The sequence below is a fragment of the Snodgrassella sp. genome (genome assembly GCF_024103505.1).
Lineage (GTDB): Bacteria > Pseudomonadota > Gammaproteobacteria > Burkholderiales > Neisseriaceae > Snodgrassella > Snodgrassella communis.
This window is the reverse complement of record NZ_JAGGIJ010000011.1, coordinates 16055-31066: the sequence shown is the minus strand read 5'-3', so window position 1 is coordinate 31066 and position 15012 is coordinate 16055. Positions and strand designations below refer to the sequence as shown.

At 46.5% G+C, this 15012-nt stretch carries 14 protein-coding genes; 6 read left to right on the top strand and 8 right to left on the bottom strand.

Annotated elements, in window-relative coordinates:
• Window positions 1-164 precede the first annotated feature (164 nt).
• Complete coding sequence (locus tag J6578_RS09640; RefSeq protein WP_287954519.1) at window positions 165-2444, top strand: Tex family protein; 2280 nt, start codon at window positions 165-167, stop codon at window positions 2442-2444.
• 75 nt (window positions 2445-2519) lie between these two features.
• On the opposite strand, the gene J6578_RS09635 is transcribed toward J6578_RS09640, so the two are convergent.
• Together J6578_RS09635 and budA are read right to left on the bottom strand one after the other, a co-directional pair.
• The gene (locus J6578_RS09635) at window positions 2520-2957 is read right to left on the bottom strand and encodes a hypothetical protein (RefSeq protein WP_239424438.1); all 438 of its coding nucleotides are present in this window, start codon (window positions 2955-2957) and stop codon (window positions 2520-2522) included.
• A gap of 114 nt (window positions 2958-3071) precedes the next feature.
• Window positions 3072-3773, bottom strand: coding sequence for an acetolactate decarboxylase (gene budA, locus J6578_RS09630; RefSeq protein WP_287954517.1), 702 nt, complete (start codon window positions 3771-3773; stop codon window positions 3072-3074).
• Between the two features lie 228 nt (window positions 3774-4001).
• On the opposite strand from budA, the gene J6578_RS09625 reads away from it, so the two are divergent.
• From J6578_RS09625 to J6578_RS09605, 5 genes are read left to right on the top strand one after another with little or no spacing between them, the layout of a single operon-like run.
• Window positions 4002-4172, top strand: a complete 171-nt coding sequence (locus J6578_RS09625; protein ID WP_180296899.1) for a hypothetical protein — start codon at window positions 4002-4004, stop codon at window positions 4170-4172.
• A 42-nt stretch (window positions 4173-4214) separates the two neighbouring features.
• Complete coding sequence (locus tag J6578_RS09620; protein ID WP_287954515.1) at window positions 4215-5375, top strand: MFS transporter; 1161 nt, start codon at window positions 4215-4217, stop codon at window positions 5373-5375.
• A 17-nt stretch (window positions 5376-5392) separates the two neighbouring features.
• Window positions 5393-5599, top strand: a complete 207-nt coding sequence (locus J6578_RS09615) for a hypothetical protein (protein WP_093093601.1) — start codon at window positions 5393-5395, stop codon at window positions 5597-5599.
• A gap of 26 nt (window positions 5600-5625) precedes the next feature.
• Window positions 5626-6219 (top strand): uracil-DNA glycosylase family protein, encoded by a 594-nt coding sequence (locus J6578_RS09610; RefSeq protein WP_287954513.1) that lies wholly within the window; start codon window positions 5626-5628, stop codon window positions 6217-6219.
• A 27-nt stretch (window positions 6220-6246) separates the two neighbouring features.
• A complete protein-coding gene (locus tag J6578_RS09605) occupies window positions 6247-6876 on the top strand; it encodes an NAD(P)-dependent oxidoreductase (RefSeq protein ID WP_037407225.1) in 630 nt (209 codons plus the stop codon).
• 81 nt (window positions 6877-6957) lie between these two features.
• On the opposite strand, the gene J6578_RS09600 is transcribed toward J6578_RS09605, so the two are convergent.
• The 6 genes from J6578_RS09600 to metK all read right to left on the bottom strand — a co-directional run bounded on the left by J6578_RS09600 (window position 6958) and on the right by metK (window position 14918).
• On the bottom strand, window positions 6958-7842 hold the full coding sequence (locus tag J6578_RS09600) for a lipid A biosynthesis lauroyl acyltransferase (RefSeq protein ID WP_093093634.1): 885 nt from the start codon (window positions 7840-7842) through the stop codon (window positions 6958-6960).
• A 204-nt stretch (window positions 7843-8046) separates the two neighbouring features.
• Complete coding sequence (locus J6578_RS09595) at window positions 8047-9576, bottom strand: DHA2 family efflux MFS transporter permease subunit (protein WP_037407228.1); 1530 nt, start codon at window positions 9574-9576, stop codon at window positions 8047-8049.
• Between the two features lie 204 nt (window positions 9577-9780).
• Complete coding sequence (locus tag J6578_RS09590; protein ID WP_239428503.1) at window positions 9781-10977, bottom strand: EmrA/EmrK family multidrug efflux transporter periplasmic adaptor subunit; 1197 nt, start codon at window positions 10975-10977, stop codon at window positions 9781-9783.
• Between the two features lie 37 nt (window positions 10978-11014).
• Complete coding sequence (locus tag J6578_RS09585) at window positions 11015-12454, bottom strand: efflux transporter outer membrane subunit (RefSeq protein ID WP_287954511.1); 1440 nt, start codon at window positions 12452-12454, stop codon at window positions 11015-11017.
• Between the two features lie 31 nt (window positions 12455-12485).
• Complete coding sequence (locus J6578_RS09580; protein WP_093093591.1) at window positions 12486-12980, bottom strand: MarR family transcriptional regulator; 495 nt, start codon at window positions 12978-12980, stop codon at window positions 12486-12488.
• Between the two features lie 768 nt (window positions 12981-13748).
• A complete protein-coding gene (gene metK / locus J6578_RS09575; protein ID WP_100102787.1) occupies window positions 13749-14918 on the bottom strand; it encodes a methionine adenosyltransferase in 1170 nt (389 codons plus the stop codon).
• Window positions 14919-15012: the final 94 nt, after the last annotated feature.

Below are 15012 nucleotides of genomic sequence, written 5' to 3'. Positions count from 1 at the left end.
GATAACATTAAAGGCTATTTATCTCAGATAAATAGCCTTCTTTATTGATACAGGCAATTTAATACACCCTATAAAGCATTTATACGGTCTTTTCACGAATGGCAACAGGTGACAAAGTTATTGTAGCCAGCTATGCTTGCTTTTTTATTGCATATTAGATTGCTATGAACATCACTGAGAAAATTGCCTCCGAATTAAATGTTGCTTCCGCACGGATTCAGGCTGCGATTGACCTACTGGACAATGGCGCTACTGTACCGTTTGTGGCACGTTATCGCAAAGAAGCCACAGGTGGTCTGGATGATACTCAATTACGTACTCTTGCTGAACGACTACAATATCTGCGTGAATTACAGGAACGTAAACAGACAGTGCTATCTAGTATCGAAGAACAAGGCAAACTCACTGATGAATTGCGACAGATCATAGCTGCTGTTGATAACAAAACTGTATTAGAGGATATTTATCTCCCCTACAAACCCAAACGCCGTACTAAAGCCCAGATTGCTCGTGAGCATGGACTGGCACCACTAGCCGAGGCCTTACTCACTCAGCCAGACCAAAATCCGGAAACTACCGCACAAAGCTATCTGAACGACAACGTAGCTGACAGCAAGGCAGCATTGGATGGGGCACGTGCAATTCTGATGGAACAGTTTGCCGAAGATGCCGCCCTAATTGGCCGTTTACGCGACAAATTGTGGCGTGAGGGAGAAATTCAGGCCACAGTACTCGAAGGTCAGGAAAGTGCTGGAGAAAAATTCAAAGACTATTTTAATCACCGCGAACCGATTCATAGTATGCCCAGTCATCGTGCACTGGCTATATTGCGTGGCCGTAACGAAGGCATACTGGCACTCAGTCTGAAATACCAGCCAGATGACACGCCACTGAGCGAACAAAGTATTTACGAACAACTGATTGCGCAACAGTTTGGCATTGCCGATATGGGACGTGCTGCCGACCGCTGGTTACGCGACACCGTACGCTTAGGCTGGCGTGCCAAAATCTTCCTGTCACTGGAACTGGATGCCCTGAACAGGCTAAAAGAAAATGCAGATCAGGCCGCCATCAGTGTTTTTGCTCAAAACTTGAAAGATTTACTGCTGGCCGCTCCAGCTGGGCGCTTCACTACTATCGGGCTTGACCCCGGTATCCGTACTGGAGTGAAAGTAGCCGTAGTTGATGATACCGGCAAATTGTTGGAAACCGCCACTATCTATCCACACCAACCGCGTAACGATTGGAAAGGTGCGCTAACCATACTGATACATCTGGTTAAACAGTATAAAGTCCAATTAATTGCCATCGGTAATGGTACCGCCAGCCGCGAAACTGACAAACTGGCCGGCGAACTGATTCGTGCCCTGCCCGATTACCAACTACAAAAAATTGTTGTCTCCGAAGCAGGAGCATCAGTCTATTCTGCTTCAGCACTTGCTGCTAAAGAATTTCCCAATCTCGATGTCAGCCTGCGTGGCGCCATTTCCATCGCCCGACGTCTGCAAGATCCATTGGCTGAGCTGGTTAAAATCGATCCCAAATCCATTGGCGTTGGCCAGTACCAGCATGATGTCAATCAGAACCAGCTGGCCAAAAGTCTGGACGCTGTAGTCGAAGACTGCGTGAATGCAGTGGGCGTAGATGTGAACACTGCCTCAGTTGCACTACTGGCACGTATTTCCGGTCTCAACAATACACTGGCACAAAATATTGTCAACTATCGCGACCAGAACGGTGCTTTCGCCAATCGCCAGACTCTGCTTAAAGTACCGCGACTGGGCAGTAAAACGTTCGAACAGGCTGCCGGCTTTTTACGTATTCAGGGCGGAGATGAACCACTGGATGCCAGTGCCGTTCATCCCGAAAGCTACCCAATTGTTGCCAAAATGCTCCAGACAGCACAACTGCGTGCCGACCAGCTCATCGGTAACCGCAGCGTGCTTAAAGCACTAAAACCCACCGATTACATTGATAACAATGTGGGTCTGCCTACTATCAACGATATTCTGGCCGAGCTGGAAAAACCCGGCCGTGACCCACGTGGTGAATTTCAAACCGCCACCTTTGCCGATGGTGTAGAAGACATTACCGACCTTCAACCGGGTATGATACTTGAAGGCGTAGTCAGCAATGTAGCTGCCTTTGGTGCTTTTGTTGATATTGGTGTCCATCAGGACGGATTGGTACATGTCTCTGCGCTGGCCGACCGTTACATTGCCGATCCACGTGATATTGTTAAAGCCGGTGATGTGGTTAAGGTTAAAGTAATCGAAATTGATATACCGCGCAAACGTATTGCTCTGTCCATGCGACTGAATGACGATGCCCAAGCCACATCTCAACGAAATGAACGCCCGCGCAGACAGAATAGCAAAATGCAACACAAGCCCAGCAGTGCAGATAATGCCATGGCTGCTGCTTTTGCCCGTTTGAAACAGTAACAACACAACGGTAATCAAACAACATCAGAGGGCGCATTAACTGCGCCCTCTGTTTATGACAACCAGACATTACATCTAGTGACAATCCTTGCCAGAAAGCAACACACTCACCTGCGAATGATCTTGAAACGTATAAACGTAAACAAAATTAAATCCACCCAGCAACATACGCCGAGTCAACGGCTGGCGGCAATTCTGCTGTAAATCTTTTTTCGCCGCGGCCACATTGAAATTATTCTGAGTACGCTTGCTATCGAGCATCGTATACGAATAATAAATTGTCTGATTATGCCGTACTGCTGCGTTAAACATAATCTGCTTATGCTTTTGTGGTAGCTTCTTCTGTAACGCCAGCAACTGCTGGTCAACAGATGTTGTCAACGCTGGGTCAATCGCCAGTGGCATATGTGCAGGCTGACTGGCTGCCTCAGATGAAGCAGTGGCATCCGCTGCTTGCTGGTTACAGCCACTCAGCAAGCACAGGTAAAATAGCCCACAGATTATTTTTTTCATGGTTTACACTTTCAGCACAAATAGCAGACAAGTTATCCAGTTGTATCTGCAAATTCTACCGTACACCCCTTAAATCTATTCCAGATAACTAAGAAAGAGTGTAACACGCCTAAACTAATTTTCTACCTGTTTAATAACATTATTTAAATCATCCATTTTCAGGTTTTTGTGCAAATATTCCTCGTTTTCAGGCAGCACAATTTCTACCGATTGCTTGCGCTCAAACGCCAGCTTAGCCTTACTGTCCATAAAATCAATCACATGCCCACCAAGTTTGCGCGTAGTATCAATAAAATGCAGGTGAAAACCGGCTACTGATACCTCCTTGAAAAATTCCGGTGTCCAGAAGCCAATTAATGTACCACTTACATCCTCCACCGTATCCACTACCTGCTGCTCAAATACCTTGACAACAGACGGATAAGGTTTCTGCTGTACAAACGGACGGCGGATTTTCAGTTTATCAAAGCAGCCACTGATTTTTATGGCCACAAATACATTATCCAACGGCAAATACTGCGCCAGATGTGTATACAGATTATTTTTACTCACAGCAGTAATATCCACTACCTTATCCGGCTGAAACGTTGTTATCTGTACAAATGGCAAAAGCTCATCATTGCCCATCACCTTTACCGCCTTATCACCGTCTGCTTCCAGAAAATCCTTATCAATAATTACCTCACCGGCAAGTGCATGCGAGCAGCCCAAACCAAAATCACCATGTTTTTTTGCTTCCTCCACACCGAATACCCCATCAAACAGCCCTGCCATCAAAGCATTAATTGTTGAAAACTGCACGATTACCTTCTTCATTTCTGTCTACTCCAGCAGCAAATTCTAAATTATTTATATATTAATATATTCCATATTACACCTTAAATTAATCCATTATTAGCAGTTTCTTACCTCAGCCCGATTTAGCTCAGAAATTTCAAAGACCCTATAAACAATACATTACCCTGATAGATAAATCCGACAGGTACAGCCGTATACAAAACAGCCATACTGATACAGTTATGGTATGAGCAATTCTAATTATCTGTGGCTGTGATTCAGACTGGCACAATCAGCCAATCACTCTCACAGGCCAACCATACAACTTTTGTTTACCGTTTTCTGACAGCCATTGCAGAAATCAGCGGTTGTATTCCATTCTGGGCAAGTGTGGCATTTATGCGCGCGAAAAGTGACAAGCAGACAGGCTGCGTCTAAACTTACTGTTTATAGCTAAACGAACTATGGCTGTAGATTATTATGTTATTAAAAAGCTTACTTTCGTTGTCGTTAGGCACATTTGCGCTAGGCATGGCAGAATTCAGTATGATGGGTATTCTGCCAGATGTGGCCACTTCACTTGGCATCAATATTGCGCAGGCCGGACATTTTATTGCTGCTTATGCGCTTGGTGTATGCTGTGGCGCATGGCTGCTGGTATTAAGTTACCGCTTACAGCCCAAAACCATTCTGCTGTCACTGGCCGTACTGATTGCGATTGGTAATTTACTAGCGGCAATGGCACCCGGCTATACAACGCTATTGGTGGCACGTTTTATTTCCGGCTTGCCACATGGCGCCTATTTTGGCATCGGCTCAATTGTTGCTACCAAACTGGCGCCTCCCGGACGTTCAGCGCAGGCAGTAGCCATGATGATTGCCGGTATGACAGTTGCCAATCTGCTCGGAGTACCGGTAGGCACATGGCTGAGCCTGCATTTAAGCTGGCGAGTGGTATTTACCTTAGTTGCCATAGTGGCAATTGTGCTGGTGTTTACTTTACAGCGTTTTATACCACTAATAGAACGGCTACCAGATACCGGTATTCTGGGACAATTCCATTTTCTGAAATCGGCGGCACCGTGGCTGATACTGGCCGCCACCACTTTAGGTAATGGTGGAATCTTTTGCTGGTTCAGTTATATCAGCCCATTATTGATGCAAGTATCCGGTTTCAGTGGCAATCAGGTTAGCTTATTGATGGTACTGGCCGGTGCCGGTATGGTAGCGGGCAACTGGTGTGGTGGCCGTTTGTCAGACCGCTATACGCCGGGACAGGTAGCCGCCAGTTTGCAAGGACTTGCCGCTGTCGCGCTGTTACTGATTTTTTTGTTTGCTTCAACTGGCTGGCTATCGGCGACACTGATGTGTCTGTGTACATTCTGCCTGTTTGCAGTATCGGCTCCGCAGCAGCTGTTATTACTGCGTCATTCTCCGGGTGGTGCGCTGCTTGGTGCAGCCAGCGTTCAGATGGCATTCAATCTGGGTAATGCCATCGGTTCATATGGCGGTGGGCTGGCCATCAGCCATCACTGGGGTTATCAGTATCCGGCATTACTCGGTGTGCCGTTAACACTATTCGGCTGTGCCTGTCTGTTGTGGTTTCACCACCGCTATGAAAATCAGGGACAGCCTATCTAAAACTTATGGAGACTATAATGAATGATGCTATACCACTGAATATCAGGCAACGCATGCAAGTGGCGATTAAAAATGGTGATAAAACCGAACAGCAGCGTCTGTGGCATAAATACAGTGGCCAGCAGGGTTTTTCCAATGAATGGGTGATGGCAGCTCGACTGGGCGAACCCGGTTATACAGAAGAACAGGCACACATGGTCGCCTGCCTGTTTGGACGCTGTTAAACAACACTATTAAACAATAGGTATTTATGGCTGAAATAATAGTTGAAACACATCCGCTGGCACCATTTTTACCAGCCAGTGCGCAGCTACTGATGCTGGGTTCATTTCCGCCACCAGCTGCACGCTGGAAAATGAACTTTTACTACCCCAATTTACAAAATGATATGTGGCGCATTTTTGGGCTGGTGTTTTTTCAGGACAAGCACTATTTTTTTACCGAAAACAATAAAGCATTTAATGAACCATTAATCCGTACTTTTTTATCCGAACGCGGCATTGCCATTAATGATACAGCCTATCAGATCAGGCGCCTGCAAAACAATGCAGCAGACAAATTTCTCGAAGTCGTTACCCCAGTAGATTTACCGGCGTTACTGGCACAGATTCCGGATTGCCGGCACATCATGACTACCGGTGACAAGGCCACCAGCACACTACTACAGCTTCTGCCAGCCGGTACAGCAGCACCAACTATCGGTCATCCCAGTAATACCACACTAGCTGGCCGACACCTAACCTTATCCAGACTGCCTTCTTCTTCGCGTGCCTATCCGCTTGCACTAGAACGTAAAGCAGCCATTTATCAGGATTATTTTCATACCATCGGTTTATTAAACTGATTCTGACTATTTAGCGGGAGAACATTGATGCATATTCTGGTTTTGGGAGCCACAGGTGGCGTTGGTAGGAGTTTAGTTGAGCAGGCACTGGCCAATGGTGATGAAATAACTGCGGCAGTGCGCACACCGGAAAAACTCAACTTACAGCATCCTAACTTGCATATTCAACGCTGTGATGCATTTAAGGCTGCTGATGTTGCAGCATTGTTTACCGATAACAGCCATTACGATGCAGTAGCCTCAGCTCTGAACACCAACCAAGGAGTCAAACCGGGAAATGATTTGCAGCGAATGCTCAGCAATATTGCTCCGCAATTACAAAAACATCGCATCAAACGCATCATATACTGCGCTTCCGCCGGTGTAGATAATGAGCTGGAAGGTGAACGTGGTCAGGCAGCGATGGAGTTTTTGCGCCATCCGCTGGCTGATCATCGTGCAGCAATTGAGCAGATTCGGGCAGCTGGTCTGGACGCAACGATTGTGCGCCCGTTAGGGTTAACCCATGATGCACTTTCTGGTCATTATATCGAAGCAGCACAGGGCATTCCAGCTGGCAACGGCCGCATTGCCCGTGCAGATGTGGCTCATTTTATATTGAAAGCACTGCATAACGATGCTTATATCGGCCAGTCTATAGCCTTATCAGGTGTCTGAACAAAACAATAGCTGCCAGAAAACCAACTTATGGCAGCAATATGTTTTGGCCGGCTGTTTGCTGTAGCAAATAACCGGCTTTTATTTGTGAATTTTCTGATAAAACGATGCCTCGCCCTCTGGGCGGGTTTTGAAACGTTTATGTAGCCAGTAATACTGTGACGGCTGTTCACGCACCCGTGCCTCAATAAAATCATTCATGCGCTGAGTATCAGCAACAATATCTTTACTGGGAAAATTATCCCACTGCGGATAAAAACGCAAAGTAACACTACCATCGGCTTCGCGAGTCGGAATTGCCGGAATAACCTTAGCCTTGGTTAAAGCAGCAATACGGCTGAGGCCAGCAATCGTAGCAGTAGAAATACCGAAAAAATCCACAAAAATCGATTCCCGCCGGCCGAAATCCTGATCAGGCAGATAAAGAAACGGCGCACTGCTGGTTTTAATTTTCTTGATAATGGCTCGCAGCCCTTCCGTACGTCCAATCAGAAAAGCATTGTTATAACGCTCACGGCCTTTGAGAATTTGTTCATCCAGCTGCTTGTTTTTCTGATGTGAATAGACACTAATCAAAGAAACATCCTGATTAAGAGCATACACCGCCGCCTCAAAAGCAGTAAAATGAGGATAAAGTAAAATTACTTTTTCACCGGCCGCCAGTGCCTCATCCAGATAATGCTTGTCCTGATAGCGCACCAGCTTTTTCAACCGTCTGGCATCGCCATACCAATACAGACCATATTCCAGTAACAGCATCGACATATGATAGAAATGTTCACGCAGTATCTTGCGTCGTTGCCGTTCTGTCCATTCGGGAAAGCAGTGGCGCAAATTAATCAGACCAATGCGCCGCCGCGGCGCTACCGCATAATAACTTAACCAGCCCACACATCGTGCCAGCGCATGAATCATACACAACGGCAGTAATTGCAGCACATACAAAAAAGCAAACGCCAATTTCATCATCATTACTAAATTACCTAACCAGTTATCGCCCGCCATGCACTTAAACACTATCTATTGTACACAAGCTGCCTTCACTTTACATTCACAGTTGTATATAATCATTCAACTTACAACATACTGCCAGAATATTGTTTACAGAAAAAAATAAAAAATAACACGGCCTGCGCAGAATGCATAGACCGTGTAGCAAATAGCTGAGACTCAATGTGCCCCGCCACCGCCTCCACTACCAAATGGCGGCTTGGCAAACCATACCAGCACAACCAAAATCAAGAAAGTCAAACCATACAGCCAGAATAAATCATTGGCACCCATAATATGCGCCTGCTGCCCAATAGTCTGCTCAATCGACCCTAAAGGCTGTACACCACTTAAACCAAGCTGGTTCATACCCTGAATTGACTCATTCATAGCACTATTATAGGGATGAATGTTTTCCACCAATTGCGTATGATGCAAAGCTTCACGTTTATCCCACAATACATTTACCATTGAAGTACCAATACCACCGGCCAGAATACGCACAAAATTAGAAATACTGGATGCACTAGCAATCTGCGAACCAGACATATTAGACAGAGTAATTTGAGTTAACGGCATAAAGAACATCGCCATACCAATCCCCTGAACAAACTGTGGCCAGAATACATCCATAAAACCCATACCAGCATTAAAATTGGTACGCCAGAAGAAACAGATAGCGTATACAGTAAAACTGATAGTTACCAGCACACGCATATCCAGCCGATTACCAAACTTACCAATCAGCGGCGACAACAATACAGGGAAAATACCAATAGGTGCCGTTGCCAGCCCTGCCCAAGTAGCAGTATAACCAAGCTGCATCTGCAACAGCATCGGTAGCAGCACAATTGCCCCCATATAAGTCATATAGGCAGTACTGAGCGTAATTACCCCGACAGTAAAATTACGGTCTTTAAACAGACGCAAATCTACAATCGGATATTTGGCATACCATTCCCAGATAACAAAGTAGCTCAGACACACCACAGCAATAACAGCCAGAATAATAATTTCATTAGACGAAAACCAGTCCAGCTCATGGCCGCGGTCAAGCATCATCTGCAAAGCACCTACGCCTACCACCATCAGCGATAAACCCATACGGTCAATTGGCTGATGGACAGTTTCGGTTTCGCGTTTTTTCATCATCTGCCACGAAATGCCGGCAGCCAGCAAACCAATAGGCACATTAATAAAGAAAATCCAGCCCCAATGCCAGTTATCACTGATAATGCCGCCCAAAATCGGCCCGAAAATCGGCGCCACAATAATTACCATCGACCACATAGCCAGTGCCATCGGACGTTTTTCCGGCGGATAGGCTGCCATCAGCAAACTTTGTGACAGCGGAATCATCGGCCCGGCTACAGCACCCTGCAACACCCGGAAAAACACCAGCAATGCCAGGCTGGGAGCAATACCACATAAAAACGAGGCCAACACAAAAGACAGTGTTGCCACAACAAAAACTTTCACCTCACCAAAGCGGCGCGCCAGCCAGCCAGTAAGAGGGACTGAAATCGCATTCGCCACAGCAAATGCAGTAATCACCCATGTACCCTGACTATTGGCTGCACCCAGATTACCAGTAATAGTTGGCAATGCCACATTGGCAATAGTGGAATCCAGCACCTGCATGAAAACGGCCAGCGACAATGCCACCGTAACCAGAGCCAGTGCCGGACCTTTCAAAGGAGAATGCGTCATTCAAGCGGCCTTATTGCAGAAACAGTCTTCACCTTGCAGCTTATCCAAATCTGTACCCACAGGCACAGAAAATGCACATTGCAAAGAGAATGCTTCTGGAATTACAAAAAATCAGACCGAATCATTACCTGAATAAAATCTGCCGGAGGCAAAGCTAATTTTTTTGTACCAGCAATATCCAGATAAGATTCGGCATTAACAGAATCAAGGAGCGTATTGGGCAAAAATCTGCTCAATCATATTATTGATTGGCGTCCAGTCAATTGCAGCCATATTGCCATTGGTAGGAATCGCATTTACCGCTGTTAAATCCAGCCCATCTTGGTTGCGCGTATTCACCTCAACATCCATTGATAACCCTACCCGCAACGGATGCGCAGCCAACTCCTTCGGATCCAGTGCAATACGCACAGGTACACGCTGCACCACTTTAATCCAGTTACCCGTTGCATTCTGTGCCGGCAAAAGAGAGAACGCAGCACCCGTACCAGCAGACAAACCAGCTACCTTACCGTGATAGCTTACTTTGCTGCCATACACATCAGCCCTGATTTCCACCGGCTGCCCGATACGGATTTTAGCCAGCTGACTTTCCTTGAAATTGGCATCTACCCAGACATTATTCAACGGTACAACTGCCATCAGAGGCGCACCCGTAGCTACCTTCTGCCCCACCTGAACATTGCGTTTGGCAACCTGTCCGTCCACTGGCGCCTTAATTTGAGTACGCTGTAAATCCAGCCATGCACTTTTCAGATGGCTGACTGCCGTCATCACTGCCGGCTGCTGGCGCAGCGGAACATTATGCCCCAACACCGCTTTTGCCGCACTTTCCTGCCCTTGCACAGCTTTCAGGTTTGCCTGAGCTTCCAACACAGCATCACGTGCATGACTTAACTCTTCAGCAGAAATAGCATCCGTACCAGCCAGACTCTGACGACGCTGCAAGTCTGCCTGTAAGCGTTTTAACTGCGCTTGTTGTGCAGCCACCTGCGCACTGGCCTGACGTGATTGAGCAGACTGCTGCTGATTCTGGCGGATCGCATTAATCAGCTCATCATGTGCCCGTTCAAACGCCAGCTGCATATCACTGTTATCCAGCTCAACCAGCACCTGCCCTGCCTTAACAGTTTGCGTGTCATCCACATTCACCTTCTGCACCGTACCAGTAATCTGCGGCGTAATCTGCACCAGATGACCATTCACATATGCATCATCAGTAGATTCTTTATGCTGCCAGACCAGCAGATACATCAGCAGAAAGCCCAGCGCAATCAGCAGAAATACCACTGTCAGCACCACCAGCTTGCGCTTGCGGGCTGCGGGCACACGTTCAGATTGCGGCTGAACCGCTGGTTGCGAGGTTGACACCACCTCACTAGTTTGCTTTTGTTCACTCATACGTAAATAGCTCAATAAAATATAAAATAACAACCAATCAACGAGTAGCCTGAGCATCTGAAAGCTGGAAACCACCGCCCAGCGCAGCATGCAGACTATTCCAGCTATGTTGTTGCCAAGCAATGGTTTTAACCAAATCAGCACGCGCACTCAAAGCAGTATCTTCACGTTGCAGTTTAGTAATAGCATTATCCAGTCCGGCCGCATAACGTTTGCTGCTGGACAGCGCAGCCTTCTGTGCTGCCTGAAAAGCCTGTTGCTGCAACGGCAGTGCCACCGTACTATGCTGATAATCGCTCATAGCATCAGCAGCCTGCTGCAAGGCTGCCAGTACCGTTTTATCGTATAAAGCCACCTGCTCATTATAGGCAGAACGTTTGCCCGACAATGCAGCCTGCAAACTGCCAGAAGTAAAAATAGGCAACGAAATGGCTGGCACAATACCCAGCATCCGTGAAGAAGAATGCACCAGATCAAACGCATCCACGTGCGCCAGACCGGCTAGCCCCTTAATTTCAATATTAGGATAAAATGCCGCTTCAGCAGCCTTAATACCAAAATAATCCGACTGTAATAAAGCACGTTGTGCAGCAATATCCGGCCGTTGTCCCAGTATATCCGCGCGCAACCCATCAACCGCCACTTCAGGCACAGAACCCAGCGGCTGAGGTATCATTGCCGGCAGCTGGTTTGGCGACAAACCAACCAGTGCTGCCACACCATGGCGGGTACGTTCTATATCTGCCTGAGTCTGGCGCAAACCACTTTGCAAACTCAATACCGTCTGCTGAAAAATATACTCATCACTGGCAGGTTGCAGACCAGCACGAATCCGGTTAGCAACCAACTTCTGCAATTGCTGATTCACCCCAATACGCTGTCGCAAAATATTCGCCTGTTCCTGCAACAACTGCCATTGCGTATATTGCGACACAATACTCTGGCTTAATACCAGCCGTGCCTGTTCCTGCTGATAGACAGCAGCAAGACGCGCACCCAGCGCCGCCTTAACCACATTACGCTGCTTGCCCCAAAAATCAAAAGTATAATTAACGGCCACAGCAGCCATTTCATTACTAAAGACATGATTAGGATCATCACCAGTCCTGTTTGAGTCCGGCTTCGGATTCAAATAAGCAGCCACCCCATTGGCCTGCACGCCTACCTGCACACCAGCCTCACCTCTAGCACCACGCCATTGCGCCTCTGCTTGCGCAATACGTGCAGCAGCAATGCGCAGATCCGGCGCATTGGCCAAACCAGCATCCATAAGCTGATTCAACAACGGCTGATTCAGACCCAGCCACCAGTTCTGTCCAACCTTAGCAGACTGCCCAGCAGATAATTGCAGTTGCGCAGCGTCCTGTGGTATTTGCAGATCCGGCTGCTGACCAAAATTAGCACAGGCAGACAATAGTAGCAAAGCAACTGGAGTAACAAGCGATAACTGACGTAATCGGAATCGGGACACAGACACAGTTAATTTCATGCAAATCTCAGCAAAAAAGTTAAGCAGCAGTTAATAGCTTGGTTAGCAACCGCTGCAATTGTTCATATTCCGGTTCACTCAGGGCTGACCATACCCGCCGGTGTACCTCATTGGTTTCCGGACTTACCAGCTGAATCAGATCTTCACCAGCCTTAGTTAACTTCAACGTAATTTTACGTCGATCCAGAGGATGAGTAGAACGCGTTACCCAGCCATTGAGCACCAAATCATCAGACAAACGCGTCGCACTGGTACGAGTTAGATTCAGGATACTGCTCAGTTCGGATGGTAAAATCTTATGATTCGGACGCGCATAAACTGCCAGCAACGCATGCCACAAGCTTTCTGACAAATGATGCTGGTGCAAACGTTCATTCAGCTCACCTTGAATTGTTGTATGTACCAACCGGATCAACCGGCTGAGCATCACCAGCTGAACATTCATACTTGGCATTTTCACTGCCAGCACTTCCAAAGCAGCTTCCAGTTCAGTCGCAGGAAGAGAAAAACCCATGATAGAACACCTCAAAATTCAAAAAAATAAGCCATCACAATAATCATCCCTCTAATTATAAATGAAGCTTATAATTTGACTGAAAATATTCCATCCCAAAATAACAACTATATCAACAGACTTATCGAAACTTTCTCACGTATCCGCATACCAATGCCACCAGCCTCGCCCTATCCCAATGTTATTTTCCCGCTCACAGTCACAATCTGTCAAATGTCATATCAAAATCATAAACTGCTGCAAAGCAGCATCTACCCTTGCAGAAAAGAAACATTCGGAACAACATTCAAACCAGTGCAGCAACCAGTACCAAACCCAGAAAAACAACCAGTCGAACCTACTAATAAACGACCACAAACCTCATACGGATAATTATTTTTCTATACAAACCATAAGATAAAAATCTACAACCATCCCGATTTGTTAACGACATAATTATATTTGATAACCGAATAGATATTTAGCTAATTTGAAGATTTTTACGCCGTATTAACCAGATATCTGTTTTAGCCAGCCTGCCTCAACAACCTTTCACACCAACCTTAAACAAAATTGCATCCAGCCCCCTATACAAAAAACCAATTTTCTTAGCAAATACCTCAAAAATCACCACACAAACAGCCAGCTTAAATGACCCCACAAACAAATTATCAACTATCATAACCAGAACAGACACACATCCCAATACCAAAATCACATCGGAAGCAAGTTTCATCATTGCAAAAAAACAGACTGCCTTAAAGACAGCCTGTTTTCATAAACCCAGAATCAAATACCCGCGGCTTCACGCAATAATTGCGCCTTATCCGTACGCTCCCACGTAAATTCCGGTTCTTCACGTCCGAAATGGCCATATGCCGCCGTTTTAGCATAAATCGGCCGCTGCAAATCCAGCATTTTAATAATCCCCTTCGGACGCAAATCAAAATGCTCCTGCACAATCTCAATCAATCGATTTTCATCAACTTTACCAGTACCAAAAGTATCAATCGCAATAGAAGTAGGCTGAGCAATACCAATAGCATACGAAATCTGAATCTGACATTGACTGGCCAAACCCGCTGCAACAATATTCTTCGCCACATAACGACAAGCATAAGCAGCTGAACGGTCTACCTTAGTAGGATCTTTACCAGAAAAAGCACCACCACCATGTGGTGCCGCACCCCCATAAGTATCCACAATAATTTTGCGGCCAGTCAGACCACAGTCCCCCTGCGGCCCGCCAATCACAAAACGGCCGGTCGGATTAATCAGATACTGCGTATCTTCAGTTAACATATCAGCAGGCAATACCGGCTTGATAATATATTCTTTTACCGCCTCAACCAACTCTTCACGTCCGACATCCGGTTCATGCTGCGTAGACAGCACAACCGTATCAATGCGCTTCACCTTGCCAGTTTCACTGTCATACACACAAGTTAGCTGCGCTTTCGCATCCGGACGCAACCATGGCAGCTCACCACTTTTACGCACTTCACTCTGGCGCTGCATCAGACGATGCGCATAATAAATGGCAAACGGCATCAGCGTAGGTGTTTCATCACAGGCATAACCAAACATCAGCCCCTGATCACCAGCACCCATATCCAGATCAAGACCTTCCCCCTCATTGACACCCTGTGCAATATCAGGAGACTGCTCATCGTAACACACCATCACCGCACAGCCACTGGCATCAAAGCCCAGCTCCGATGAGTTATAACCGATACGCCTAATCGTATCACGTGCAACCTGAATATAATTAATATGCGCACGTGTCGAAACCTCACCGGCCAGCACGCATAAACCGGTATTGACTAAAGTTTCAGCGGCTACACGTGCAGCAGGATCCTGAGTCAGGATAGCGTCTAAAATAGAATCGGAAATCTGGTCGGCAACCTTATCTGGATGACCCTCAGATACCGACTCAGAAGTAAACAGAAATTCACTCATAATTGACGGATACTTTCTGATGCTAATAATGCTTTATGGGCAGTTATAGATGCTTTTGTTATAATGTCGCCCAAATTTTAAGTTTGAGATACAC

Coding starts and splice junctions, on each gene's coding strand:
- J6578_RS09640 (WP_287954519.1), top strand. CDS start 165: ATGAACATCACTGAGAAAATTGCCTCCGAATTAAATGTTGCTTCCGCA.
- J6578_RS09635 (WP_239424438.1), bottom strand. CDS start 2,957: ATGAAAAAAATAATCTGTGGGCTATTTTACCTGTGCTTGCTGAGTGGC.
- budA (WP_287954517.1), bottom strand. CDS start 3,773: ATGAAGAAGGTAATCGTGCAGTTTTCAACAATTAATGCTTTGATGGCA.
- J6578_RS09620 (WP_287954515.1), top strand. CDS start 4,215: ATGTTATTAAAAAGCTTACTTTCGTTGTCGTTAGGCACATTTGCGCTA.
- J6578_RS09615 (WP_093093601.1), top strand. CDS start 5,393: ATGAATGATGCTATACCACTGAATATCAGGCAACGCATGCAAGTGGCG.
- J6578_RS09610 (WP_287954513.1), top strand. CDS start 5,626: ATGGCTGAAATAATAGTTGAAACACATCCGCTGGCACCATTTTTACCA.
- J6578_RS09605 (WP_037407225.1), top strand. CDS start 6,247: ATGCATATTCTGGTTTTGGGAGCCACAGGTGGCGTTGGTAGGAGTTTA.
- J6578_RS09600 (WP_093093634.1), bottom strand. CDS start 7,842: ATGAAATTGGCGTTTGCTTTTTTGTATGTGCTGCAATTACTGCCGTTG.
- J6578_RS09595 (WP_037407228.1), bottom strand. CDS start 9,576: ATGACGCATTCTCCTTTGAAAGGTCCGGCACTGGCTCTGGTTACGGTG.
- J6578_RS09590 (WP_239428503.1), bottom strand. CDS start 10,977: ATGAGTGAACAAAAGCAAACTAGTGAGGTGGTGTCAACCTCGCAACCA.
- J6578_RS09580 (WP_093093591.1), bottom strand. CDS start 12,980: ATGGGTTTTTCTCTTCCTGCGACTGAACTGGAAGCTGCTTTGGAAGTG.
- metK (WP_100102787.1), bottom strand. CDS start 14,918: ATGAGTGAATTTCTGTTTACTTCTGAGTCGGTATCTGAGGGTCATCCA.